The 21,831-nt window shown below is 66.3% G+C and carries 21 protein-coding genes; 7 read left to right on the top strand and 14 right to left on the bottom strand.

The features are described from left to right. The first annotated feature begins 50 nt into the window (after positions 1-50). Entirely contained in the window at positions 51-623 is a 573-nt protein-coding gene (locus AWJ14_RS08445) for a TadE/TadG family type IV pilus assembly protein (protein ID WP_066177482.1), read from the top strand. Between the two features lie 15 nt (positions 624-638). Here AWJ14_RS08445 and AWJ14_RS08440 read toward each other — a convergent pair whose 3' ends face one another. Further along, a complete protein-coding gene (locus AWJ14_RS08440) occupies positions 639-1,583 on the bottom strand; it encodes a PhnD/SsuA/transferrin family substrate-binding protein (RefSeq protein ID WP_066177479.1) in 945 nt (314 codons plus the stop codon). 132 nt (positions 1,584-1,715) lie between these two features. Between AWJ14_RS08440 and AWJ14_RS08435 the strand changes: the two genes are divergently transcribed. From AWJ14_RS08435 to AWJ14_RS22755, 4 genes are all read left to right on the top strand, one after another. Beyond that, positions 1,716-2,936, top strand: a complete 1,221-nt coding sequence (locus AWJ14_RS08435) for a phosphopentomutase (RefSeq protein ID WP_066177476.1) — start codon at positions 1,716-1,718, stop codon at positions 2,934-2,936. Further along, on the top strand, positions 2,933-3,904 hold the full coding sequence (locus AWJ14_RS08430; protein ID WP_066177473.1) for an adenosine deaminase: 972 nt from the start codon (positions 2,933-2,935) through the stop codon (positions 3,902-3,904). The genes AWJ14_RS08435 and AWJ14_RS08430 overlap by 4 nt, the downstream gene beginning before the upstream one ends. 182 nt (positions 3,905-4,086) lie before the next feature. Then, positions 4,087-4,716 carry a uracil phosphoribosyltransferase gene (upp, locus tag AWJ14_RS08425; protein ID WP_066177470.1) on the top strand — a complete coding sequence of 210 codons (630 nt, stop codon included), beginning with the start codon at positions 4,087-4,089 and terminating at the stop codon, positions 4,714-4,716. Between the two features lie 171 nt (positions 4,717-4,887). Further along, positions 4,888-5,445 carry a retropepsin-like aspartic protease family protein gene (locus AWJ14_RS22755; protein WP_066177467.1) on the top strand — a complete coding sequence of 186 codons (558 nt, stop codon included), beginning with the start codon at positions 4,888-4,890 and terminating at the stop codon, positions 5,443-5,445. 6 nt (positions 5,446-5,451) lie between these two features. On the opposite strand, the gene deoA is transcribed toward AWJ14_RS22755, so the two are convergent. The 8 genes from deoA to AWJ14_RS08380 all read right to left on the bottom strand — a co-directional run bounded on the left by deoA (position 5,452) and on the right by AWJ14_RS08380 (position 15,017). Further along, positions 5,452-6,762, bottom strand: coding sequence for a thymidine phosphorylase (gene deoA / locus AWJ14_RS08415; RefSeq protein WP_066177465.1), 1,311 nt, complete (start codon positions 6,760-6,762; stop codon positions 5,452-5,454). A gap of 9 nt (positions 6,763-6,771) precedes the next feature. Beyond that, positions 6,772-9,162, bottom strand: a complete 2,391-nt coding sequence (locus tag AWJ14_RS08410) for an aldehyde dehydrogenase family protein (protein ID WP_066177463.1) — start codon at positions 9,160-9,162, stop codon at positions 6,772-6,774. A gap of 10 nt (positions 9,163-9,172) precedes the next feature. After that, positions 9,173-10,072, bottom strand: a complete 900-nt coding sequence (gene deoC, locus AWJ14_RS08405; RefSeq protein WP_066177560.1) for a deoxyribose-phosphate aldolase — start codon at positions 10,070-10,072, stop codon at positions 9,173-9,175. A gap of 116 nt (positions 10,073-10,188) precedes the next feature. After that, on the bottom strand, positions 10,189-10,986 hold the full coding sequence (locus AWJ14_RS08400) for a purine-nucleoside phosphorylase (protein WP_066177460.1): 798 nt from the start codon (positions 10,984-10,986) through the stop codon (positions 10,189-10,191). After that, positions 10,983-11,375, bottom strand: coding sequence for a cytidine deaminase (locus AWJ14_RS08395; protein ID WP_083220134.1), 393 nt, complete (start codon positions 11,373-11,375; stop codon positions 10,983-10,985). The genes AWJ14_RS08400 and AWJ14_RS08395 overlap by 4 nt, the downstream gene beginning before the upstream one ends. A 1-nt stretch (position 11,376) precedes the next feature. After that, positions 11,377-12,348 (bottom strand): ABC transporter permease, encoded by a 972-nt coding sequence (locus AWJ14_RS08390; protein ID WP_066177453.1) that lies wholly within the window; start codon positions 12,346-12,348, stop codon positions 11,377-11,379. Positions 12,349-12,351: 3 nt separating this feature from the next. Continuing rightward, on the bottom strand, positions 12,352-13,485 hold the full coding sequence (locus AWJ14_RS08385) for an ABC transporter permease (protein WP_066177450.1): 1,134 nt from the start codon (positions 13,483-13,485) through the stop codon (positions 12,352-12,354). Then, complete coding sequence (locus AWJ14_RS08380; protein WP_066177447.1) at positions 13,482-15,017, bottom strand: ABC transporter ATP-binding protein; 1,536 nt, start codon at positions 15,015-15,017, stop codon at positions 13,482-13,484. The genes AWJ14_RS08385 and AWJ14_RS08380 overlap by 4 nt, the downstream gene beginning before the upstream one ends. 224 nt (positions 15,018-15,241) lie before the next feature. Here AWJ14_RS08380 and AWJ14_RS08375 point away from each other — a divergent pair, with 224 nt between their 5' ends. Then, entirely contained in the window at positions 15,242-15,676 is a 435-nt protein-coding gene (locus AWJ14_RS08375; RefSeq protein WP_066177445.1) for an acyl-CoA thioesterase, read from the top strand. Further along, complete coding sequence (locus AWJ14_RS08370) at positions 15,673-15,885, top strand: SlyX family protein (protein ID WP_066177443.1); 213 nt, start codon at positions 15,673-15,675, stop codon at positions 15,883-15,885. The genes AWJ14_RS08375 and AWJ14_RS08370 overlap by 4 nt, the downstream gene beginning before the upstream one ends. An 87-nt stretch (positions 15,886-15,972) precedes the next feature. Here the strand turns inward: AWJ14_RS08370 and AWJ14_RS08365 are convergent, their stop codons facing one another. From AWJ14_RS08365 to AWJ14_RS08345, 5 genes are all read right to left on the bottom strand, one after another. Beyond that, entirely contained in the window at positions 15,973-17,589 is a 1,617-nt protein-coding gene (locus tag AWJ14_RS08365; protein WP_066177441.1) for a glycoside hydrolase family 43 protein, read from the bottom strand. Positions 17,590-17,667: 78 nt separating this feature from the next. Beyond that, a complete protein-coding gene (gene mgrA / locus AWJ14_RS08360; protein WP_066177439.1) occupies positions 17,668-18,711 on the bottom strand; it encodes an L-glyceraldehyde 3-phosphate reductase in 1,044 nt (347 codons plus the stop codon). 5 nt (positions 18,712-18,716) lie between these two features. Beyond that, entirely contained in the window at positions 18,717-19,859 is a 1,143-nt protein-coding gene (locus AWJ14_RS08355; protein WP_066177436.1) for a Gfo/Idh/MocA family protein, read from the bottom strand. 5 nt (positions 19,860-19,864) lie between these two features. Next, on the bottom strand, positions 19,865-20,617 hold the full coding sequence (locus AWJ14_RS08350) for a sugar phosphate isomerase/epimerase family protein (protein WP_066177435.1): 753 nt from the start codon (positions 20,615-20,617) through the stop codon (positions 19,865-19,867). Positions 20,618-20,737: 120 nt separating this feature from the next. Then, entirely contained in the window at positions 20,738-21,829 is a 1,092-nt protein-coding gene (locus AWJ14_RS08345; protein WP_066177428.1) for an ABC transporter ATP-binding protein, read from the bottom strand. Positions 21,830-21,831 lie beyond the last annotated feature (2 nt).

Here is a 21,831-nt window from a genome sequence, read left to right as displayed (position 1 = left end):
GCGGCGATCCGGCCATGCACACGCACGCAATTCACCCAGGGAGCAAGGTCATGGCGGGATTGCTGGCAGGACTGAACCGGAGGGTCCGGGCGCTGCGCTCCGACCGCGCGGGCGTGGGCGCGGTGGAATTCGCGCTGATCGCCCCGGTGCTGATCGTGCTGTATATGGGATCGCTCGAAGTATCCGTCGCCATGTCGGTCAACAAGAAACTGGCGCGCGCCGCCAGCACCGTGGCCGATCTCGTCACCCAGGACGAAACCGTCACCAAGAGCTATCTCGGCTCGATGGTCAATGTCGCGCAAAGCGTGATGACGCCGTTCCGCTCCGATGGCATCAAGGTCAGGATCACCGGAATAGCGATCGACGCCTCTGGCGTCGGCAAGGCCACCTGGTCCTGGCAGGACGACAACACCCGCCCCTATGCGACGGGTTCGCAACAAGCCCTGCCCGCGGACCTGGCGATTCCCAACACCTTCCTGGTGCGCACCGAACTCAATTTCGACCATGACCTGCTGCTGGTCATGCCCGGGGCGGTGGATATCGACCTGCGCACCATCCACATGCAGAAGACCTACCACCTGCGCCAGCGCGTGGGCGACAGCGTGACCTGCTCGGACTGCTGAGGCGGCAATCCGCGTTCAGCGCCCCGGCAAGGCCGCGCGGTCCGTCCCCGCAACCGGCGCGACCAGGCTGCGGACATTGCGGAAATCCTCCGGGTCGGGCGCCACATATCCCCCGCCATAAACCGGCTCGAAAATGTCGAGCAGGCCCGGTGCCGTTTGCGGCATCTCGTCGAGAAAGGCGCCCAGCGCCTCGACCAGATCGTCGGGCAGCGACCGGTGGACCGCGTGGGGTCCATAGGGAATGCGCTGCGACGACCAAAGCATGCGCAACGGATCGGCCTTCTCGGCGCCGCGCCCCGGCCAGCCGCCGAACAGCTGGCTGATATCGGATCCCGCATCCCCCGGCCGGTCGGGAATCCAGGCGAAGAAACCGTCGATATCCCCGGCATCGTACATCGCGATCACCGACGATACGCTGCCCGCGCGCACCAGGTGCGGCATGGCCAGCCCGCCGGTCGCAATCGCCTGCTGCGGGATGACGAAACCGGAAACGGACTCCTCGCGCGAATAGCCGATCCGCAGATCGGAGACCGGCGCGGTGACGCTGTCGCGCACGACCAGCACCGAGCGGAATCCCGTCGACCCATCGGCGGCGACCGGGGTTCTGAAGGCGCGGATGCAGCCGCAGACCGCGTCGGTGGCGGCATAGGACCGGGTCGAGTGGATGGCATAGCCGACCCGGCCGCTGGCATGGGCGTCGATCAGCGCGGCATAGCTACCCATCCGGACGATTTCGACCGGCAGCCCCAGCGCGGAGGTGAAGGCCGCGCTGACGGCGGCGAGCTTGGCCGGATCGGTTGCCGCGAGCCGGGCATCGACCAGGCCGATGCGCAAGACCGGAACGCTGTCGCGGTAATCGGCCCGCGCCGGCGCCGCCGCGAGAACGGCCAGCGCCGCGCCGGCTCCCAGGAGCAGACGCAGGATTCCGGCGAAAGGGGCGGCACGCATCGTCGCAAGCATGCTACGATCCTACCACGATTGCAGCAGGGCGCGCGATCATGGTGAAAACAAGGTTACCGGCCCGGCCTGGCCGCAACCCTTCCGATCCCCGGCGAATCCGGCTAACTTGCGCGCCACCCTGGAGATACCTGTATGGCGCGCGCATTCCTGTTTGTTCTTGATTCCTTCGGCATCGGCGGAGCGCCGGATGCCGATGCCTATGGCGATCTGGGGGCCAACACGCTTCTCCACATCGCCGAGCAATGCGCCGGCGGGCTAGCCGACCGCCCGGGCCTGCGCAAGGGGGTCCTGACCCTGCCGCACATGCAGTCGCTGGGTCTGGGCGAAGCGGCGCTCGCCGCATCGGGCGCGCTGCCGGCGGGCTGGACGCTTCCCGCCCGGCCGCGCGGGCTCTACGGCGCGGCAAGCGAAGTCTCGCACGGAAAGGACACGCCCTCGGGCCATTGGGAGATTGCCGGTCAGCCGGTGATGTTCGACTGGGGTTATTTCCCCGCGGGGGGCCCCGCCTTCAGCGACGAACTGGTCGCCGCCATCATCGAGCAGGGGGAGGTTCCCGGCATTCTCGGCAATTGCCACGCCTCGGGCACCGAGATCATCGCCCGGTTCGGCGCGAAGCATCTCAGGACCGGCAAGCCGATCTGCTACACCTCGTCGGATTCAGTGTTCCAGATCGCAGCCCACGAACAGGGCTTCGGCCTCGAGCGGTTGCTCGCGCTGTGCAAGGTGGTGCGCCGGCTGATCGATCCGCTCAATATCGGCCGGGTGATCGCGCGGCCGTTCGTGGGCACGCCCGAAACCGGCTTCGAGCGCACCGGAAACCGCAGGGATTTCTCCGTGCCGCCGCCGGGGCCGACGGTGCTCGACCTGGTCAAGGACAGCGGACACCGCGTGTTCGGGGTCGGCAAGATCAGCGACATCTTCGCCCACCAGGGCGTCACCGACCTGCGAAAGGCGAGCGGCAACGCGGCGCTTTTCGAGGCCACGCTGAAGGCCACCGAAGAAGCCCGCGACGGGGACCTGGTGTTCACCAATTTCGTCGATTTCGACATGCTCTACGGCCACCGCCGCGATGTCGCCGGTTACGCCGCGGCGCTGGAGGCGCTCGACGCCCTGCTGCCGCGCTTCGCCAAACTTCTCAAGAAGGGCGATCTGGTGATCATGACCGCCGACCACGGCTGCGATCCCACCTGGCGCGGAACCGACCATACCCGCGAACGCGTGCCCGTGCTCGGTTTCGGGCCGGGCGTGGCGGCACGCAATATCGGCATACGCTCGACCTATGCCGATATCGGCGCCACGGTGGCGCGGCATCTGGGCCTGCCGGCGCTTGCAAGCGGACGGAGCTTCCTGTGAGCGCGGCGGTCAGGAAGGCCGAACTGCATTGCCATATCGAAGGGGCCGCCTCCCCGGAACTGGTGCGCGCGCAGGCGCGGAAATACGGAGCCGACGTTTCGGGCTTCATTTCCGGCGACCGTTATGTCTGGTCGGATTTCACGGACTTTCTCGGCGCCTATGACGGTGCGGCGGCGCTGTTCCGCTCCGAGGAGGATTACGCGTTGCTGGCGCAGACCTATCTCGAGGGCATCGCCGAAGAAGGCGCCATCTATGCGGAGATCTTCGTCTCGCCGGATCATGCGGCAGCCGCGGGCCTGTCGCCGGTGGCCTATTTCGACGGGCTTGCCGCGGGCATCGGTGCGGCGAAGGCCTCGACCGGCATCGAGTGCCGGATGATCGTGGTGGGGGTCCGGCACCTGGGCGCCGAAAGGGTCGAGGCGGCGGCACGGCTCGCGGCATCGCGGCCGCATCCGCTGATCAGCGGCTTCGGCATGGCCGGCGAGGAGCGCTTCGGCACCCCGGGGGATTTCGCCCGCGCCTTCGACATCGCCCGCGAGGCCGGGCTCGGCATCACCATCCATGCCGGCGAGCTTGCCGGGCCCGAAAGCGTGCGCGGCGCGCTCGACCACATCCGCCCCGCGCGGATCGGCCACGGGGTCCGCGCCATCGAGGACGAGGCGCTGGTCCGCCGCCTCGCCGAGAGTGGGGTAGTGCTGGAGGTCTGCCCCGGCTCGAACCTCGCGCTGGGGCTCTATCCCGATATCGCCAGCCACCCGTTCGACCGGCTGCGCGTGGCCGGGGTGAGGGTGACGCTGAGCTCCGACGACCCGCCGCATTTCGGCACCTCCGTCGGCCGGGAATACCGGATGGCGGCGGAGGCCTGGGGCTATGACCGGGCCGCATTGACCGCAATCACCCGCACCGCGCTGCAGGCAGCCTTCATCGACGAGGACACCCGCGCATTTCTCTTGGGACAGCTTGACTGAATCGCGGCTTGGCGGTTGCCGCAACCGGGCAATCGGTGTCTAAATCGGGCGAGGTCCGCTCCGCGCTGCGGCCGCTTTCTGGGCAGGAAGCCAGCGCGGAGGGGTCGTATTCGGGCGGAACCCCATCCGTGACCCGGGACTGGCCTGATGGCAACGTCCGGTCACAGCGAAGGCAGGACAACATGAACGGCGTTACAGTTATCGATCACCCGCTGGTGCAGCACAAGCTCACCATCATGCGCAAGAAGGAAACCTCGACGGCGGGGTTCCGGCGGCTGTTGAAGGAAATCTCGACGCTCTTGTGCTACGAGATCACGCGCGATCTCGAACTGACCATGGAGCGCATCGAGACGCCGCTGACGGAGATCGACGCGCCGGTTCTCGAGGGCAAGAAACTGGTGTTCGCCTCGATCCTGCGGGCCGGTAACGGGCTTCTGGAAGGCATGCTGGATCTGGTTCCCTCCGCCCGCGTCGCCCATATCGGCCTTTACCGCGACCATGAAACGCTCGAAGCGATCGAATATTACTTCAAGGCGCCCGAGGACGTGGCCAACCGCCTGGTGATCGTGGTCGACCCGATGCTGGCGACCGGAAACTCCTCGATTGCCTCGATCGACAAGCTCAAGGAACGCGGCGCGCACAATATCCGCTTCCTGTGCCTGCTCGCGGCGCCCGAGGGGATCGCGAATTTCCAGAAGGCGCACCCGGACGTGCCGATCTACACCGCCTCGATCGACAGCCATCTCAACGAGAAGGGCTATATCGTGCCGGGTCTTGGCGATGCGGGCGACCGGATGTACGGCACCAAATAGCGCCGGAACACCGGGGCGGATCGCCCCGCGCAAAGCCGCGCCGGGTGCGCCCGCGATGCCGTTTTCCGAGCCTTAACCAAAGAGGAAGATTTGTGCGGCGGATGCATGGGATGTTCATGCAGCGTTAGCACCGCGTTGGTTCAATGCGCCGGTTACTTCGGGAGTACCGGCATGTTGAAGAATCTGTTCCTGGTCTGCTGCAGCGTGCTGGCCGTCTCCAGTCTGCCCTACTACGCGCAGGATATCTCGACATATCTGTCCAGGGAGGCAGCCCCGAAAACCGCATCCCCGAGCCCCGTCACCTCCCACGCCCAGCCGGCCGAGGCAGCCAAGCCGGTGGCGCATTACGCGACCGGCGTGCGCGCGGCGAGCATTCCCATGAATCGCGACGGCCATTTCAGCGCCGACTTCCATATCAACGGCCGCTATGTACGCGGACTGATCGACACCGGCGCGACCTACGTGGCGATCAACCGGTCGGTTGCCCAGAGCCTTGGCGTGTCGCCGGCCAATTCCGAGTACAAACACACCGTTCGCACCGCCAACGGGTCGACCAGGGCGGCGCTGGTCAGTCTCGACCGCATGGAGGTCGGCTCGATCACGGTGCGCGACGTGCAGGCCTTCGTGCTCGATGATTCCGCATTGTCGACGGCGCTGATCGGCATGAGCTTCATGTCGAAGCTGCAGTCCTACCGGGTCGACAACAACAAGCTCGAACTGGTCAACTGAGCCACGCTAGGCCTGGCGGCTCAGGATCACCGGGGTTGGCGGCGGCGGCTCGTCGCCGATGCTGATGGCCTCAAGCAGGCACCGTTGCGCCTCTGCCACCTGGCCGTCGTTGCGCGCATGGATCAAGGCCAGCGGCATGTCCTTCTCGATCCGGGTGCCGACCGGCAGCAGGCCCGTCAGCCCCACCGCATGATCGACCGCATCGCCCGGCCGGGTGCGCCCGCCGCCGAGGGCGACCACGCCAAGGCCGACGCCGCGGGTGTCGTAGCCAGTCACATAGCCTGCACGGCCGGCGAGGCAGGGCGAGACCAGAGGCGCTGACGGAAGATGCCGGCCGGGATCCGCAAGGAAATCCGCCGGACCACCGAGGGCGTGGACCATGCGGTCGAAGATCTCCGCGGCACGTCCATCCTCGAGCGCGGCGCGCACCCGGGCGATACCCTCTTCCGGGCCCGCAGCCAGTCCGCCCGCCACCAGCATCTCGCCGGCAAGCGCCAGCGTGACCTCTTCGAGGCGGCTGTCGCGGGCCTTGCCGGTGAGAAAATCGGCGGCATTGACGACTTCGACGGCGTTGCCCGCGGCACTCGCCAGCGGTTGGCTCATGTCGGTGACCAGCGCCGTCGTCGGCATGCCGGCGCCGACCGCGACCTCCACCAGCGAGCGCGCCAGCTTGAGCGAGCGTTCGGGCGTGTCCATGAAGGCGCCGTTGCCGCTTTTCACGTCGAGCACCAGCGCGCCGAGCCCGGCGGCGAGTTTCTTGGACAGGATCGAGGCGGTGATCAGCGGCACCGATTCGACCGTTCCGGTGACGTCGCGGATGCCGTAGAAGCGTCGGTCGGCCGGGGCGAGATCGCCGGTCTGGCCGATGATCGCGCAGCCCACCGACCCCACCACCTTGCGAAACAGCGCATTGTCCGGCACCGCCTGGTAGCCGGGGATCGATTCCATCTTGTCGAGCGTACCCCCGGTATGGCCGAGGCCTCGGCCCGATATCATCGGCACCGCCAGCCCGCAGGCCGCCGCGATCGGCGCGAGCATCAGCGAGACATTGTCGCCGACGCCCCCGGTCGAGTGCTTGTCGACCACCGGACGGTCGATCTCGGGCCAGGACAGCACCTCGCCCGAATCGCGCATCGCCAGCGTCAGCGCCACCGCCTCCGCGCGGCTCATGCCGTTGAAGAACACGGCCATGGCGAAGGCCGCGACCTGGCCCTCGGTCACGCTGCCATCGGTCAGCCCCCGGATGAAGCTTGCGATGTCGGCCGGATCGAGAGCCCGGCCGTCGCGCTTGGTCCTGATGAATTCCTGGGGCAGCATGGCCGGCTCCTAGACCCCGAACGGCGTCCACACGGTCTTGATGCGGACCGCGTGGAACAGGAAGTCCTCGCCCTGGCCCTGGACAGGGTCGAACCAGTTGCGCGCCTTGCCATTGTTGGCCCAGACCGCCTTGAGATTGCCGGCGGATTCGCGTTCGACCAGTTCGGTGCCGGAGGCCGAGCCGAAATACCACAGGGCCGCGATGTCGTCGTGCCTGGCCATGGTGTCGGCCAGCGTATCGCGGTCGCCGGTGACGATGTTGACGACCCCGCCGGGCACGTCGGAGGTGTCGAGCACCTGGTAGAAGTCGCAGGCCGCGAGCGGCTGGGTCGGCGAGGGCGTGACCACGACGCGATTGCCCATGGCGATGGCCGGCATCACCAGCGACACGAAGCCCAGAAGCGGCGCCTCGTCGGGGCAGGAAATCCCCATCACGTCCCAGGGTTCGTTGAGCGCGAGCGTCAGCATGCGCTTGTCGGGCGCGCGCACCGCGCCGTCATATTTGTCGGCCCAGGCGGCGTAATGCATGATGCGGGCGACGGAGGCTTCGACCTCGCGCTTGGCGGCGCTGGTCGATGCGCCCGCATCGGCGAGACGGGCCGCGAACTCGGACGCGCGCAGTTCGAGGTTTTCGGCGAGAAAATAGAGCACCTGAGCGCGGGCATGGCCGGTCATCGCGCTCCAGCCGGACGCCTTGTGCGCGGCCTCCACGGCGTTGCGGATGTCCTTGCGGTTGCCGAGTCCGACTTCCGCCAGATGTTTTCCGCCCTTGCCAGAGACGGGGTAGGAATAGCCCGAATCCGGCCGCGCCTGCTTGCCGCCGATATACATTTTCACGGTGCGGTCGAGGCCGGCCCCCTCGCCGCCCGGGACGGGCGTCGGCGCAGGCAGCGGCGCGCTCTCGTCGAGTTTCTTGGCCTTGGCCTCGAAGGCCGGAACCAGATATTCGAGCATGCCCTCGCGGCCGCCCTCACGGCCGAAGCCGCTTTCCCTGTAGCCGCCGAAACCGGCAGACGCATCGAACAGGTTGGTGGAATTGATCCAGACGATGCCGGACTTGAGCGACCGCGCCGCATCAAACGCCTCGTCGATGTTCTGCGACCAGACCGAGGCCGCGAGGCCGTAGCGCGAATTGTTGGCGAGTTGAATGGCTTCGGCCGGCGTGCGGAAGGTCATGGACGCCAGCACCGGGCCGAAGATCTCCTCCTGCGCCAGCGGCGAGGACGGGGCCACATGGGTGAACAGAGTCGGCGGGAAGAAGCACCCATCCGAATTCACGATCGTGTGCGCCCAGCTCGGCTGCCACATCTCGGCGCCTTCGTCGACGCCGGCCTTGACCTTGGCGGTGATCTGCTCGATCTGAACCGGCGCCACCACCGCGCCCATGTCCATCGACTTGTCGAGAGGATTGCCGATGCGGAGTTTTTCCATCCGCGCGCGAAGCTTGTCGTGGAACCGCTCGGCGATGCCCTCCTGGACGATCGCGCGGGAGCCGGCACAGCAGACCTCGCCCTGATTGAACCAGATCGCGTCGACCACGCCCTCGACAGCGGCGTCGAGATCGGCATTGTCGAACACGATAAACGGCGACTTGCCGCCGAGTTCGAGCGAGAGCTTCTTGCCCGAGCCCGCGGTCTGCCGGCGCAACAGCCGGCCGACGGCGGTGGAGCCGGTGAAGGCGAGCTTGGCGAGGCCCTCATGACCCGCCAGCAACGCGCCGGTTTCGCCCGCGCCGTTGACAAGGTTGAACACGCCCGCGGGCAAGCCGGCTTCGGCGCAGATCCCGGCGAAGGCAATCGCGGTCAGCGGCGTGTGCTCGGCGGATTTGAGCACCACGGTGCATCCTGCGGCGAGCGCCGGCGCCACCTTCCAGGCAAGCATCAGCAGCGGGAAGTTCCACGGGATGATCTGCCCGCAGACACCGACGGGCTCGTAGCCCGGAAAGCTCGTGTCCCTGAGCTCCGCCCATCCGGCGTGATGATAGAAATGGCGCGCCACCAGCGGAACGTCGATGTCGCGGGTTTCGCGGATGGTCTTGCCGTTGTCGAGCGTTTCGAGCACTGCCAGGAATCTGGCATGTTTCTGCACATGGCGGGCAAGCGCGTAGAGGTGGCGGGCGCGCTGGTTGCCCGTCAGCGCCTGCCATTTCTTCAGCGCCTTGCCGGCGGCGGCCACTGCATTGTCGACGTCGCTTTCCCCGGCAATGGTGACCGTCGCAAGGGCCTCGCCACTGGCCGGATTCGTGACGGCGAATGTCTCTCCCGTCACCTTGGTGAAACTGCCGCCGATGAAATGGCCGAAACCCTTTTCGTGGCGGGCGAGCCAGGCGCGCACATCCTTGTCGTCTTCGGGGGCCGGGCCGTAATCCATGGTGTTCAAAATATCCCTGATCCTGTTCATGGAGCGCTCCTCACGCCATGCCGTGACGGTCGGACGACGAATAGCGGCCGGTCACATAATGCTCGATCTGACGTTCGATATCGCCCAGAAGCGAACTCGCGCCGAAGCGGAACAGGTCCGGCTTCAGCCAGGCGCCGCCAAGCTCCTCCTTCATCAGCACCAGCCAGGCGATCGCATCCTTGGCGGTGCGGATGCCGCCGGCGGGCTTGAAGCCGCAGACCTGGCCGGTGAAGTCGAGATAGTCGCGCACCGAGCGCACCATCACGAGGCTGACCGGCAGCGTGGCGTTGACCGCTTCCATGCCGGTCGAGGTCTTGACGAAATCGGCACCGGCCATCATCGACACCATCGAGGCCTTGTAGACATTCGAGAGCGTCTTCAATTCGCCCGTGGCAAGGATCGCCTTCATATGCGCTTCGCCGCAGGCCTCGCGCATCGCCCGGACCTCGTCGTAGAGCGCTTCCCAGTTGCCCGTGAGCACATGCCGGCGCGAAATCACGATGTCGATCTCGTGCGCGCCTTCGCCGACCGCATAGGCGATTTCGTCAAGCCGCTGCTGCATCGGCGTCAGGCCTGCGGGAAATCCGGTCGCGACCGAGGCCACCGGGATGCCCGAATCTTCGAGCGCCTTGACGGCCGTCCCCACCATCATCGGGTAGACGCAGACCGCCCCGGTCTTGAGACCGTAGCCCGAGAGCCCGAGCGCCTCGACCAGATCGGCACGCAGCGGATTGCGGGCCTTGGCGCAGAGCCGCTCGACCTTGCCGGGCGTGTCGTCGCCCGCAAGCGTGGTCAGGTCGATGCATTCGATCGCGCGGATCAGCCAGGCGGCCTGCCAGTCCTTCTTGACCGTGCGCCGGCCGGCGAGCGAGGCGATACGCCGTTCGGTCGCCGACAGGTTGACCGTCATGTTCTCGAACAGGGCGGGCAGGAAATCGGTACCGGCATTGCGGGCGCGGGCAGGGTGAAGCGCCACGAGGTCGGACCCGGTCGCCGGATGGACGCCTGCCTGCAGTGTGTTCATGCTCATGCCATGTCTCCGATCATGCGGTTGAGAAGGGCCGCAAGCCGCTTGCCGCCCACCGGCGCCATGTCCTTGGTCTCCTGGTGGCTCAACTCGCCGCCGGTCATGCCCGCCGCGAAATTGGTGATCACGGAGGCCGCCGCCACCTTGAGGCCGAGGAAGCGGGCGAGGATCACCTCGGGCACCGTCGACATGCCGACCGCGTCGGCGCCGAGCGTGCGTGCCATGCGGATTTCCGCAGGCGTTTCGAAACTGGGTCCCGAAAACCACATATAGACGCCTTCATGCAGGTCTGTGCCGGTTGCCTCCGCGGCCGCGGTGAGCCGGGCGGAGAGATCCGGGTCATAGGCATTGGTCATGCCGACGAAACGCCGGTCGCTCGGCTCACCGAACAGCGGATTGGCGCCGGCGAAATTGATATGGTCGGTGATGCGCATCACCGAGCCCGGCGGCATGGCCTCGCGCAGCGAGCCCGCGGAATTGGTGAGGATCAGATGGGTGACGCCGATCCCCTGGAGTGCTTCGAGCGGCACGCGCATCGCGTCCGCCTTGCCGTGTTCGTAATAGTGGACCCGGCCCGAGAGCATCATCACCGGGGTGGAGCCGACATGGCCGGCCACGACTTCTCCGGCATGACCCGAGACCCCGCTTTCGGGGAAACCGGGCAGGTCGGCATAGGCGATCCGGACCGGATCGTCGATGGTGTCGACCAGGCCGCCGAGGCCCGAGCCGAGCACGATCGCAAGCCGCGGCATGCGGCCGCGCAAACGGTCGATCAGCACATCGGTGACGGTGCTCATCCGATCACCTCCGTCTCGAAGGCATAGGGCAGGAGCTCGTCCATCCGCAGCGTCTTTTTCACGCCCTCGGCGTCGCACAGATGCACCAGCGTGTCGGGCGCGGAAAATTCCGCGAGCCGCTGGCGGCAGCCGCCGCAGGGAGTGCACAGGTCGAGCTTCTCGGCGATCACCGCGACTTCGCGGATGCGGGCCTGGCCCGCCATCACCATGTGGCTGATGGCAGTGGTTTCGGCGCACCAGCCTTCCGGAAAGGAGATCACCTCGATATTGGCGCCGGCATGGATCGAGCCGTCATCGGCGCGGATCGCGGCACCCACCGGAAATTTCGAATAGGGCGCATGGCACTTCGCCATGGCCTCGCGCGCGGCTTCGAACAGGTCTTGGGCCATCTCAGCGCTCCTTGACATAGGGGACGCCACCGGCACGCGGCGGCACGGCCTTGCCGATGAAGCCGGCAAGCAGGATGACGGTCAGGATATAGGGCAGCGCCTGCATGAACTGCACCGGCACCTCGCCGATCAGCGGCAAGGGATTGCCCTGCATGCGGATCGACATGGCATCGAGAAAGCCGAACAGCAGGCAGGCGAACATGACATTGATGGGCTTCCACTTGGCGAAGATCAGGGCTGCAAGCGCGATGAAGCCCTTGCCGGCGGTCATGCCTTTGACGAAGCCCGCGGTCATGGCCATCGACAGATAGGCCCCGGCGATGCCGCAAAGGATGCCGCAGCAGATCACCGCCCGGTATCTGAGCCACGGCACCGAGATGCCGGCGGTGTCGACCGCACCGGGGTTTTCCCCCACCGCGCGCAGCCGCAAGCCGAAGCGGGTGCGGTAGAGCACCCACCAGGTGAACGGCACCAGCAGGAAGGCCACATAAGTGAGCACGAAATGGCCCGACAGCAGGTTCGAATAGATCGGGCCGAGGATCGGCACATCGGCGACTTCGGCGGCAAAGGGCAGTTCGACCGTGGTGAAGCGGGCGTCGCCCGTCAGTTGCGGGGTCCGGCCGCCCTGGCGGAACCAGGCCTGGCCGAGAATCACGGTGGCGCCGAGCGCGATGAAATTGATGGCGACGCCCGAGACGATCTGGTTGCCGCGCTGGGTGATCGAGGCAAAGCCATGCACCAGCGCCAGGCACACCGAGACGAAGATCGCGGCGGCGAGGCCGATCAGCGCGGAGCCCGTGACCGCGGCCGCGGCGCCGCCGGCGAAGGCAGCGGCAAGCATCTTGCCCTCGAGCCCGATGTCGAAGATCCCCGAACGCTCGGAATAGAGCCCCGCCAGGGCCGCGAGAATCAGCGGCACCGACACCCGCACGGTCGATTGCAGGATCACGATCAGCGTGTCGAAATACTCCATGGCTTACTCTCCCGCCGGCAGGGTCTTGCCCGCGCGCGCCGTGGTCATGGTTGCGAAGAAGGCGGTGATCGCCGGGCGGAACATGTTTTCGAGCGCGCCCGCGAACAGGATCACGAGACCCTGGATGATGGTGATCATGTCGCGCGAGATCTGCGGCATCTCGAAGGAGATCTCGGCGCCGCCCTGGTAGAGCATGCCGAACAGGATCCCGGCGGGCACGATGCCGACCGGATGCGAGCGCCCCATCAGCGCAACCGCGATGCCGACAAAGCCCGCGCCGCCGACGAAATCGAGCTGCATCGAATGCTGGTCGCCCATGATCGGATTGAGCGCCATCATGCCGGCAAGCGCGCCCGAGAGCATCATGGTGATGATGATGATGCGGCTTTCGGACACGCCGGCATAGCGCGCCGCCTTGGGGCTGAAGCCCATGGTGCGGATCTCGTAGCCGAGCTTCGTGCGCCAGATCAGCACCCAGACCAGGAATGCCGCAACGAGTGCGAGCAGGAACGACAGGTTGAACGGCGCGCCGCCGATGTCGAGGCCAAACCAGGACATCAGCCAGTCGAGCCGCGGCAGCTGTCCGTTTTCCGCGAAGGTGCGGGTCTGCGGCGCCATCGAGCCCGCGGGTTTCAGCACATCGACCAGCACATAGACCATCAGGCTCGAGGCGATGAAATTGAACATGATGGTGGTGATCACCACATGGCTGCCGCGCCTGGCCTGCAGCCAGCCCGGAATCAGCGCCCAGGCCGCCCCCACCATGGCCGACCCCAGGATCGCGATCGGGAAGATCACGTACCAGGGCAGGTAGGCATCGAACCACAGGCAGGGCAGCGCCACGCCGAGACCTGCGACATAGGCCTGGCCTTCGCCGCCGATGTTGAACAGGCCGCAATGGAAGGCGACCGCCACGGCAAGCCCGGTGAAGATGAAATTGGTGGCGTAGTAGAGCGTGAAGCCGATGCCCTCGCCATAGCCGAAGGCGCCCTCGATCAGGAGGCTCGCGGCCCTGAGCGGGCTTTCGCCGACGGCGAGCACCACCAGGCCCGCCACCAGGAAAGCGACGGCGAGATTGATCAGCGGAATCAGCCCGTAGTCCACCCAGGCGGGCAGTTTTGCATAGGGCACGCTCATTCGGCCGCCTCCCTGGAATTTTCGACACCGGCCATCAGGAGGCCGAGTTCGCCTTCGCCGGTGTCGGGCGCGCGTTCGCCGACAATGCGGCCATCGAACATCACCAGCACCCGGTCGGAGAGCGAGCGGATCTCGTCGAGCTCGACCGAGACCAGGAGCACCGCCTTGCCGGCGTCACGCATCTCGATGATGCGCTTGTGAATGAACTCGATTGCGCCGACATCGACGCCGCGCGTCGGCTGGCCGATGATCAGCACCTGCGGATCGCGCTCCATCTCGCGTGCGAGCACGATCTTCTGCTGGTTGCCGCCAGAGAAATTCGCGGTCTTCAATCGCGGATTGGGCGGGCGGATATCGTATTTCTCGATCTTCTCGGCCGCATCGGCGCGGATCGCGTCGATGTCGAGAAAGGCGCCGTTGAGATACCGCGGATCGTCGTGGTAGCCGAGGATCGAGTTCTCGCTTTCGTCGAAACTCAAAACCAGCCCCATGTGCTGGCGGTCTTCGGGCACATGCGCGAGCCCGCGGTGGCGCAGCTCCGACGGATCGGCCTTGCCGGTCACGTGGATGGGCTCGCCCTTGAGCAGCACGCGGCCGTTGACCGCGCGGCGGATGCCGGAGACGGCCTGCAGAAGCTCGGACTGGCCGTTGCCGGCAACGCCGGCGATGCCGACGATCTCGCCGGCGCGCACCTCGAAGGAAACATCCTTGACCATGTCGCAGCCGCGACTGTCGCGCACGGTCAGGTTTTCGACCGACAGGAGCACCTCGCCGGGCAAGGCAGGCCCCTTCTCCACATGCAGCAGCACGCGGCGGCCGACCATCAGCTCGGCCAGTTCCTCGACCGAGGTTTCGGCCGTCTTGCGCGTCGCCACCATTTCGCCGCGCCGCATCACCGAGACCTCGTCGGTGATCGCCATGATCTCGCGCAGCTTGTGGGTGATCAGCAGGATGGTCTTGCCCTGATCCTTGAGCTGTTTGAGGATCCGGAACAGATGGTCGGCCTCCGCCGGCGTCAGCACGCCGGTCGGCTCGTCGAGGATCAGGATCTCGGCGCCGCGATAGAGCGCCTTGAGGATTTCGACGCGCTGCTGCAGGCCGACCGGCAGCTCCTCGATGATGGCGTCGGGGTCGACTTCCAGCTCGTATTCGTGTTCGAGGCGCTTCAACTCCTGCCGCGCCCGGCTGATCCCGGAAGTCAGGATCTGGCTGTCTTCGGCGCCGAGCATGACGTTTTCGAGCACGGTGAAGTTTTCCACCAGCATGAAATGCTGGTGCACCATGCCGATGCCCGCCGCGATGGCGGCGTTGGGGTCCTTGATGTCGGCCTTGCGGCCGTCGACGAAGATCTCGCCGTCATCGGCCTGGTAGAAGCCGTAAAGAATCGACATCAGCGTCGATTTGCCGGCGCCGTTTTCACCGATGATGCCATGAATGCTGCCCTTGCGCACGCGCAGATCGATGTCCTTGTTGGCGTGGACGAGACCGAATTTCTTGTCGATCCCCCTGAGTTCGATGGCAATATCTGTCATGTCCCCTCGTCGGTTTCGCGGGTCTGGCGCGCCGCTTCACTCGCAGCCGCTGTCGCAGCGCATCGCTTAGTCTCGACAGTTCTTCAAGCAAAGTCCAGAATCATTTGGCAACCTGCACAATCGGCAAAGTGTTCCCGCGCCGCGGTTGAAACCCGCCACCGCAGCCGGGCTCAGCGCCTGCCAAGGACTTGCCAAGGGGCTTGCGGCATGGTGAAACCGCGGCGATGACACGCACGCCACCTCCCCTGCGCGCCGCTTTCAAGGCGTTCCTGCCGCTTCAGACCCGCTGGGCGGACAACGATCTCTATGGCCACATGAACAATGTCGTGCACTACCAGCTGTTCGACACGGCGATCAATCAATGGCTGATCGAGGCCGGACTGCTCGATCCGCTGAACGGGGGGACGATCGGCCTGGTGGTCGAGACCGGCTGCCGCTACCACGCGGAGGCGATGTTCCCCGACAGGATCGCGGCAGGGCTTGCGGTGGAGCGGATCGGCGGCTCGAGCGTCACCTATGCGATCGCGCTGTTCCGCAACGATGAGGACACCGCGTTTGCCGATGGCCGGTTCGTCCATGTCTATGTCGACCGCGCCACCCGGCGGCCCAGAAGCCTGCCCGAAGACTGGCGCCGCAAACTCGGGGAGCTCAGCCGATGAACGAAGAGGACGAGGCCCGCCTGGTGCGGCTTGAGGAACTGGTGGCCCACCAGCAGGCCGCGATCGAGGATCTGTCGCGGCAGCTGACCGAGGGCTGGAAGCAGGCGGAAAAGCTGCGCGGCGAGCTGGCACGGCTCAGTGAACGGCTCGAGGAATTCGAGGATACGAGCGAAGGCCCGGCAGCCAACCAGCGGCCGCCGCACTGGTAGGCGCTTGCGCCTCGATCCGGCGGCCCGCAGAGCCCACCTCCTCGACCGCGCCGCGGCCTATCCCGTGACGGCACAGCGCACTGCGCATCACTCGCCCATGGGAACATAGGAGAAACGGCCGAAATCCGCGGCAATCGCGCTGCCTGAGGTGTCGAAGGCCGCCATGCCGATGAAGGCGCCGGTGAAGGAGGCATGCTCCCCGCGCCCGCCCTCGTCGGAGATCACGCTGGCGTCGAGCACCGGCCCGACCGTCTGCCACTCGTCGCCGGCGAGCCGCCAGGAGAATTGCAGCTCGGCACCGTCCACCTCGGCGGCGAGGTCCACCGTCCCCTCGTCCGGAAGCTTGACCGGCGCCTCGAGCGGAAAGTCGAGCTTGCCATGCGGCCAGTCGCCGGGGCAGCTCAGGATGGTCAGCACCCGACCCAGCGTCTCGTGCCAGGTCACCGCCAGATAATGGAATTTCGAGCGGTTGTAGTAATGCGTGAGCCCGGCGGCCTGCTGGTGGCTCCGCGGCGCGAAATCGAGCGTGGTTTCGGCGCGGAAGGCCCATTGTTCCTGGCGCCGCGCCACCAGCGCCTGCTCGAACCAGCTGCCGATCGATTCGCGCGCGTGCAGCCGCAGCGCCGAGCCGGTCAGCGAGAAGATCCGCTCCGGAAACGGCGTCCTGAGCCACTGGAACTCGTCGGGCAGCCGGTCGCCGTCGAACACGCGATGCACCGGCTCCACGGGCAGCTTCCGGGTTTGCGGATCGGGCGCTTCGACCTCGACGGCCGGCACCAGCCCGCCCTCGGCCAGCCGCAGCCAGCCATCCTCGCCCCAGACGCATTTCTGGAGCCCGGTCTCGCGGCCGAGCGGGGAACGGCGGGTGCCCGGCAGAGGCCGCGAGCACAGATGCGTGTGGTAGACCGCACCATCCGGGGTCTCGACGATCTGGCCGTGCCCCGCGCGCTGCAGCGGCGTCTCCGGCGCGTCCTTGGAGGTCATCAGGAAGGTGTCGGGATGCAGCTCGTAGGGGCCGGTCAAAGCCCGCGAACGCGCCATGGTGACGGCGTGATCGTAGCCGGTGCCGCCCTCGGCGACAGTCATGTAGTACCAGCCGTCGCGCCTGAAGAGATGCGGACCCTCGACCAGCCCGTGGGGGCTGCCGGCAAAGATGTTTTTCGCCTCGCCGATCAGCCTGCCGGCCTTGGCGTCATATTCCTGCGCCAGGATGCCCGCGAATGCCGGATGTTTCGGCTGCCCGCCGATCGAGTCCGTGCGGTGGTTCCAGACCATGTTCAAGAACCATTTGCGCCCGTCCTCGTCGTGAAACAGCGACGGATCGAAGCCCGAGGAGTTGACATGGACCGGATCGGACCAGGGTCCGGTGATGTCGGGCGCGGTGACGATGTAGTTGTGGGCGTCCTTGAAATTGCCGTCGAGCCGCTTGACGTCGGTATAGACCAGCCAGAACAGCCCGTCGGCATGAGACAGGCACGGCGCCCAGATGCCGCAGGAATCGGGATTGCCGCGCATGTCGAGCTGGCTGGCCCGCGTCAGCGGCCGGCACACGAGCCGCCAGTTGACGAGATCGGTGGAGTGGTGCAGTTGCACGCCGGGGTACCATTCGAAGGTGGAGGTGGCGATATAGTAATCGCTCCCGACCCGGCAGATGGAGGGGTCCGGATTGAAGCCCGGCAGAATGGGGTTGATGATCTGGCTCATGGCGCCACCTCCTGGATCTCGCGAAGCGCGGACGGAGCTTGCGGCCGAAACAGCCGGTCTCAAGCTCCGCCGCTGACCTTACCGGCGTCCCGGTCCCTTTCGTTCCGCCGACGCCGCCCAGAGATTGATGTCGGCCTCGCGGGCATGGCGATTGATCTCGGCAAGCTCCGCCTCGGTGAAGTCCGCGTTTTCGAGCGCGCCCACGCAATCGGTGATCTGGCCGGGGCGGCTCGCGCCGATCAGCGCCGAGGTGACGCGGCCGCCGCGCAGCACCCAGGCCAGCGCCATCTGCGCGAGCGTCTGGCCGCGGCGTTCGGCGATGGCGTTGAGCGCGCGGATATTCTCAAGATTGCTGTCGGTCAGGAAATCGGGCCTGAGCGACTTGTCCTGCGCCGCGCGGCTGTCCTCGGGAATGCCCTTGAGATATTTGCCCGTCAGCATGCCCTGGGCCAGCGGCGAGAACACGATCGAGCCGATACCGAGATCCTCGAGCGTGTCGATGAGACCGTCGTCCTCGACCCAGCGGTTGATCATCGAATAGCTCGGCTGGTGGATCAGGCAGGGGGTGCCGAGCTGTTTGAGGATGGCCGCGGCCTCGCGGGTGCGCTTCGAATTGTAGCTCGAAATCCCGGCATAGAGCGCCCGGCCCGAGCGCACGATGTAATCGAGCGCCATCATGGTTTCCTCGAGCGGCGTGTCCGGATCGAACCGGTGCGAATAGAAGATGTCGACATAGTCGAGCCCCATCCGCTTCAGGCTCTGGTCGCAGCTTGAGACCAGGTATTTGCGGCTGCCCCATTCGCCATAGGGACCCGGCCACATGTTGTAGCCGGCTTTCGAGGAAATGATCAGCTCGTCGCGCAAGCCGTGAAAATCGGTCTTCAGGATCTCGCCGAACGCGGTTTCGGCCGAGCCGGGCGGCGGGCCGTAATTGTTGGCGAGATCGAAATGGGTGATGCCGAGGTCGAAGGCGGTACGGCACAGCTCGCGCTTCAACTCGTGCGGCGTGTCGCCGCCGAAATTGTGCCAGAGGCCAAGCGAGATTGCCGGCAGCTTGAGGCCGGAGCGGCCGACACGGCGGTAACTCATCCTGTCGTATCGGTCGGAAGCGGGTGTCCACATGAATGCTAGTCTTTCGTCTTGAGAAGGGCCGCGGCGGCTTCGGCATCGAGCGCGGCCGGTTGCTCGCCATCGGTGGTGAGATGGATGAAACTGCCGGTCTCGCCAGACTGCAGGATCGCGGTCATGACGTCCACCACATGCAGCGCGAATTCGAGCGAGCAGCGGTGCGGCCGGCCTTCGAGAATCGAGAGCGCCATGTCGGCGAGGCCGGCGGCGCGATAATTGGCCATCATGCCCTGCTTGTGTTCCTGGTTGGGAACGCCGAGCGGATGTTCCCACGCGGGCAGGTCGAGCGCCACCGCGTCGGGGCCGATCAGTTCGACCTTGCCGCCGAAGAAATTCGGATCCGGCACGATCAGGCTCGCCTCGGTCCCATAGAGTTCCATCGGCCGGTGGCCATGGGTCTTGACGTCCCAGCTCGCGCCGAGCGTGACGAGCGCGCCATTGGCGAATTCGAGAATGGCGTGAACGGTGGTCGGGGTCTCGACCGTGATCATGTCGCCATGGCGCGGCTCGGAGGTGATCCTGCGCTGCGGCGAGGGGATCGAGCACATCGCGGCGACGCGGGCCACCGGGCCGATCAGCTGCACCAGGTTGGAGATGTAATAGGGGCCGAGATCGAGGATCGGGCCGCCGCCGGGCTTGAAGAAGAAGTCGGGATTGGGGTGCCAGTGCTCCATGCCGGGGCTCAGCACATGGCAGGTGCCGCCGGTGATGCGACCGGTCGCGCCGCTGTCGACCAGATGCCGGGCCAGCTGGTGGGCGCCGCCCAGGAACGTGTCGGGCGCCGAGCCGACCCGGAGATTGCGTTTGGCCGCACGCGCGGCGAGGTCGCGGCCTTCCTCAAGCGTCAGCACGAAGGGTTTTTCCGAATAGACATGCTTGCCCGCGTCGAGCGCGCGGGCCGACACCTCGTAATGCACCGCCGGCACCGTCAGGTTGACGACAATGTCGATATCGGGGGCGCCGAGCAGCCCGTCGACCGTTTCCGCGCGAATGCCGAATTCCTCCGCGCGCGCCTTCGCCGCGGCGGCGCTGATATCCGCGCAGGCGCGGATTTCGATGCCCCGGAACAGCGGGGCAAGCTTGAGATAGGCGGCCGAAATGTTGCCGCAGCCGATCAGTCCGACGCCGAGAACCTGGGTCATCCGACTTACTCCGCCGCGCCGCGCGCGAATTCGAGGGACCGTGACGCAAACCGGCGGGCGTCGAGCGGGTTGTCATGTTCCATCACCATCAGCCGCGCCGGAGTCCGCGCGGCGATCTCCCTGAACAGGCGCGGCCAGTCGAGCGTGCCATGGCCGACATCGGCCCAGCCATCCTCGTCGAGCGCCTGGCCGGCGGGCGCGATGTCCTTCACATGCACCGCCGTGATCCGGTTGCCGTAATTGGCGATCCATTCAAACGGATCGGCCCCGCCACGCGCGATCCAGGCAATGTCGGCTTCCCAGTCGATAGCGGGCGCCGCATCGAGCAGGATCTGCATCGGCGTGGCGCCGTTTTCGAGCTTCACGAACTCGAAATCGTGGTTGTGCCAGCCGAACGCATAGCCGCGGGCGCGCACCTTGTCGCCGACGGCACCGAGCCGTCTTGCGAAATCGCGCCAGCCTTCGGCATCCGCGGGCCGTTGCTCGACGGTGATATGCGGGCAGAAGATCCGTTCGATACCGAGCGTCGCGGCGATCGTGAACACCGTCTCCAGGTCGTTTTCGAGCGCATTGATGGAGAAATGGCCCGACGGCATGGTCAGACCGTTCCGGTCGAGCAGGGCGCGAAACCCGGACGGGTCCTCGTAGACGCCGCCGAACCCCTCGACATGGGCATAGCCGGCTTCGGCGAGCATCGAGAGGACGTCGGGCCAGGGCTGGAACTTGCGGGCGCTGTAGAGCTGAAAGGAGAAATTCATCGCGTTTGTCTTTCCGAATGTTGGCGTTTTGGCTGCGGGCGGTCCGGAAGTCTCAAGGGGGGCCGCACCGGGTCATGCACGCAGGCCGGGCGCACCGGCGCGCAATACCGCGAGCGCCGCTCAAAGCCTGAGCTCCGTGCCGGCATCGAAGATCGAGGCGCGGGCGGGATCGAAGCCGATCCGCACATGGTCGCCCTCGTCGAGATCGCTGTGGCCATCGACGCGGAAGCGGAACTCCTTGCCGTCGAGGATCGCCCACACCAGCGTGTCCGCACCCATCGGCTCCACCACCTCGATCTCGACATCGGCGCTGAACGGTTCGTCGGCCGCGGCCGGACCGCAACTCACATGTTCCGGCCGGATCCCGAAGATCACCTTTTCCGGGCGGGCGTCAGCGGCGAAGGGGTAGCGGTCGAGCGGAATCGACGTGGATCCGAACCGGAGCTGCGGCCCGCCGTCCGGTCCGCCGCCGGTGAGCGTACCCTCCATGAAATTCATGCCCGGCGAGCCCATGAACCCGGCGACATAGAGATTGACCGGGCGGTTGTAGATCTCGTTCGGGCTCGCAAGCTGCTGGATGATGCCGTTGCGCATGATGGCGATGCGGTCGGCCAGCGTGAGCGCCTCGATCTGGTCGTGCGTTACGTAGATCATGGTGTTCTTGAGCCGGTGGTGCAGGCGCTTGATCTCGACCCGGAGTTCCGAGCGCAGCTTGGCGTCGAGGTTGGACAGCGGCTCGTCGAACAGGAACACGTCGACATCGCGCACCAGCGCCCGGCCGATCGCCACGCGCTGGCGCTGACCGCCCGAAAGCTGCGAGGGCTTGCGGTCGAGCAAGGCTTCGATCTGCAGCACTTCGGCCGCGCGGGCCACCTTGCGGTCGATCTCATCCTTGGGCACCTTCGCGGTCTTCAGCCCGAAGGACAGATTGCCCTTGACCGTCATCTGCGGATAGAGCGCGTAGGACTGGAACACCATGCCGATGCCGCGGTCCTTGGGCTCCTCCCAGGTGACGTTCCTGCCCTTGATGAAGATCTGGCCGTCGGAGATGTCGAGCAGGCCGGCGATGCAGTTGAGCAAGGTCGACTTTCCGCATCCGGACGGGCCGAGCAGGACCAGAAACTCGCCGTCCTCGATATCGAGGCTCAGGGACTTGAGAACCTCGAGGGCGCCGAACTTCAGGGTCAGGTCGCGGATCGATACACTTTGCATTC

This window comes from Parahoeflea olei (assembly GCF_001703635.1).
GTDB classification, from domain to species: Bacteria; Pseudomonadota; Alphaproteobacteria; order Rhizobiales; family Rhizobiaceae; genus Hoeflea; species Hoeflea olei.
The sequence above is the reverse complement of the archived record's forward strand: the minus strand, read 5'-3'. Positions and strand labels throughout refer to the sequence as shown.

Bases quoted from the DNA above. Each gene is read 5' to 3' on its own strand.
- AWJ14_RS08445 (WP_066177482.1), top strand. From the start codon at position 51: ATGGCGGGATTGCTGGCAGGACTGAACCGGAGGGTCCGGGCGCTGCGC.
- AWJ14_RS08440 (WP_066177479.1), bottom strand. From the start codon at position 1,583: ATGCTTGCGACGATGCGTGCCGCCCCTTTCGCCGGAATCCTGCGTCTG.
- AWJ14_RS08435 (WP_066177476.1), top strand. From the start codon at position 1,716: ATGGCGCGCGCATTCCTGTTTGTTCTTGATTCCTTCGGCATCGGCGGA.
- upp (WP_066177470.1), top strand. From the start codon at position 4,087: ATGAACGGCGTTACAGTTATCGATCACCCGCTGGTGCAGCACAAGCTC.
- AWJ14_RS22755 (WP_066177467.1), top strand. From the start codon at position 4,888: ATGTTGAAGAATCTGTTCCTGGTCTGCTGCAGCGTGCTGGCCGTCTCC.
- deoA (WP_066177465.1), bottom strand. From the start codon at position 6,762: ATGCTGCCCCAGGAATTCATCAGGACCAAGCGCGACGGCCGGGCTCTC.
- AWJ14_RS08410 (WP_066177463.1), bottom strand. From the start codon at position 9,162: ATGAACAGGATCAGGGATATTTTGAACACCATGGATTACGGCCCGGCC.
- deoC (WP_066177560.1), bottom strand. From the start codon at position 10,072: ATGACGGTCAACCTGTCGGCGACCGAACGGCGTATCGCCTCGCTCGCC.
- AWJ14_RS08400 (WP_066177460.1), bottom strand. From the start codon at position 10,986: ATGAGCACCGTCACCGATGTGCTGATCGACCGTTTGCGCGGCCGCATG.
- AWJ14_RS08395 (WP_083220134.1), bottom strand. From the start codon at position 11,375: ATGGCCCAAGACCTGTTCGAAGCCGCGCGCGAGGCCATGGCGAAGTGC.
- AWJ14_RS08390 (WP_066177453.1), bottom strand. From the start codon at position 12,348: ATGGAGTATTTCGACACGCTGATCGTGATCCTGCAATCGACCGTGCGG.
- AWJ14_RS08385 (WP_066177450.1), bottom strand. From the start codon at position 13,485: ATGAGCGTGCCCTATGCAAAACTGCCCGCCTGGGTGGACTACGGGCTG.
- AWJ14_RS08380 (WP_066177447.1), bottom strand. From the start codon at position 15,017: ATGACAGATATTGCCATCGAACTCAGGGGGATCGACAAGAAATTCGGT.
- AWJ14_RS08375 (WP_066177445.1), top strand. From the start codon at position 15,242: ATGACACGCACGCCACCTCCCCTGCGCGCCGCTTTCAAGGCGTTCCTG.
- AWJ14_RS08370 (WP_066177443.1), top strand. From the start codon at position 15,673: ATGAACGAAGAGGACGAGGCCCGCCTGGTGCGGCTTGAGGAACTGGTG.
- AWJ14_RS08365 (WP_066177441.1), bottom strand. From the start codon at position 17,589: ATGAGCCAGATCATCAACCCCATTCTGCCGGGCTTCAATCCGGACCCC.
- mgrA (WP_066177439.1), bottom strand. From the start codon at position 18,711: ATGTGGACACCCGCTTCCGACCGATACGACAGGATGAGTTACCGCCGT.
- AWJ14_RS08355 (WP_066177436.1), bottom strand. From the start codon at position 19,859: ATGACCCAGGTTCTCGGCGTCGGACTGATCGGCTGCGGCAACATTTCG.
- AWJ14_RS08350 (WP_066177435.1), bottom strand. From the start codon at position 20,617: ATGAATTTCTCCTTTCAGCTCTACAGCGCCCGCAAGTTCCAGCCCTGG.
- AWJ14_RS08345 (WP_066177428.1), bottom strand. From the start codon at position 21,829: ATGCAAAGTGTATCGATCCGCGACCTGACCCTGAAGTTCGGCGCCCTC.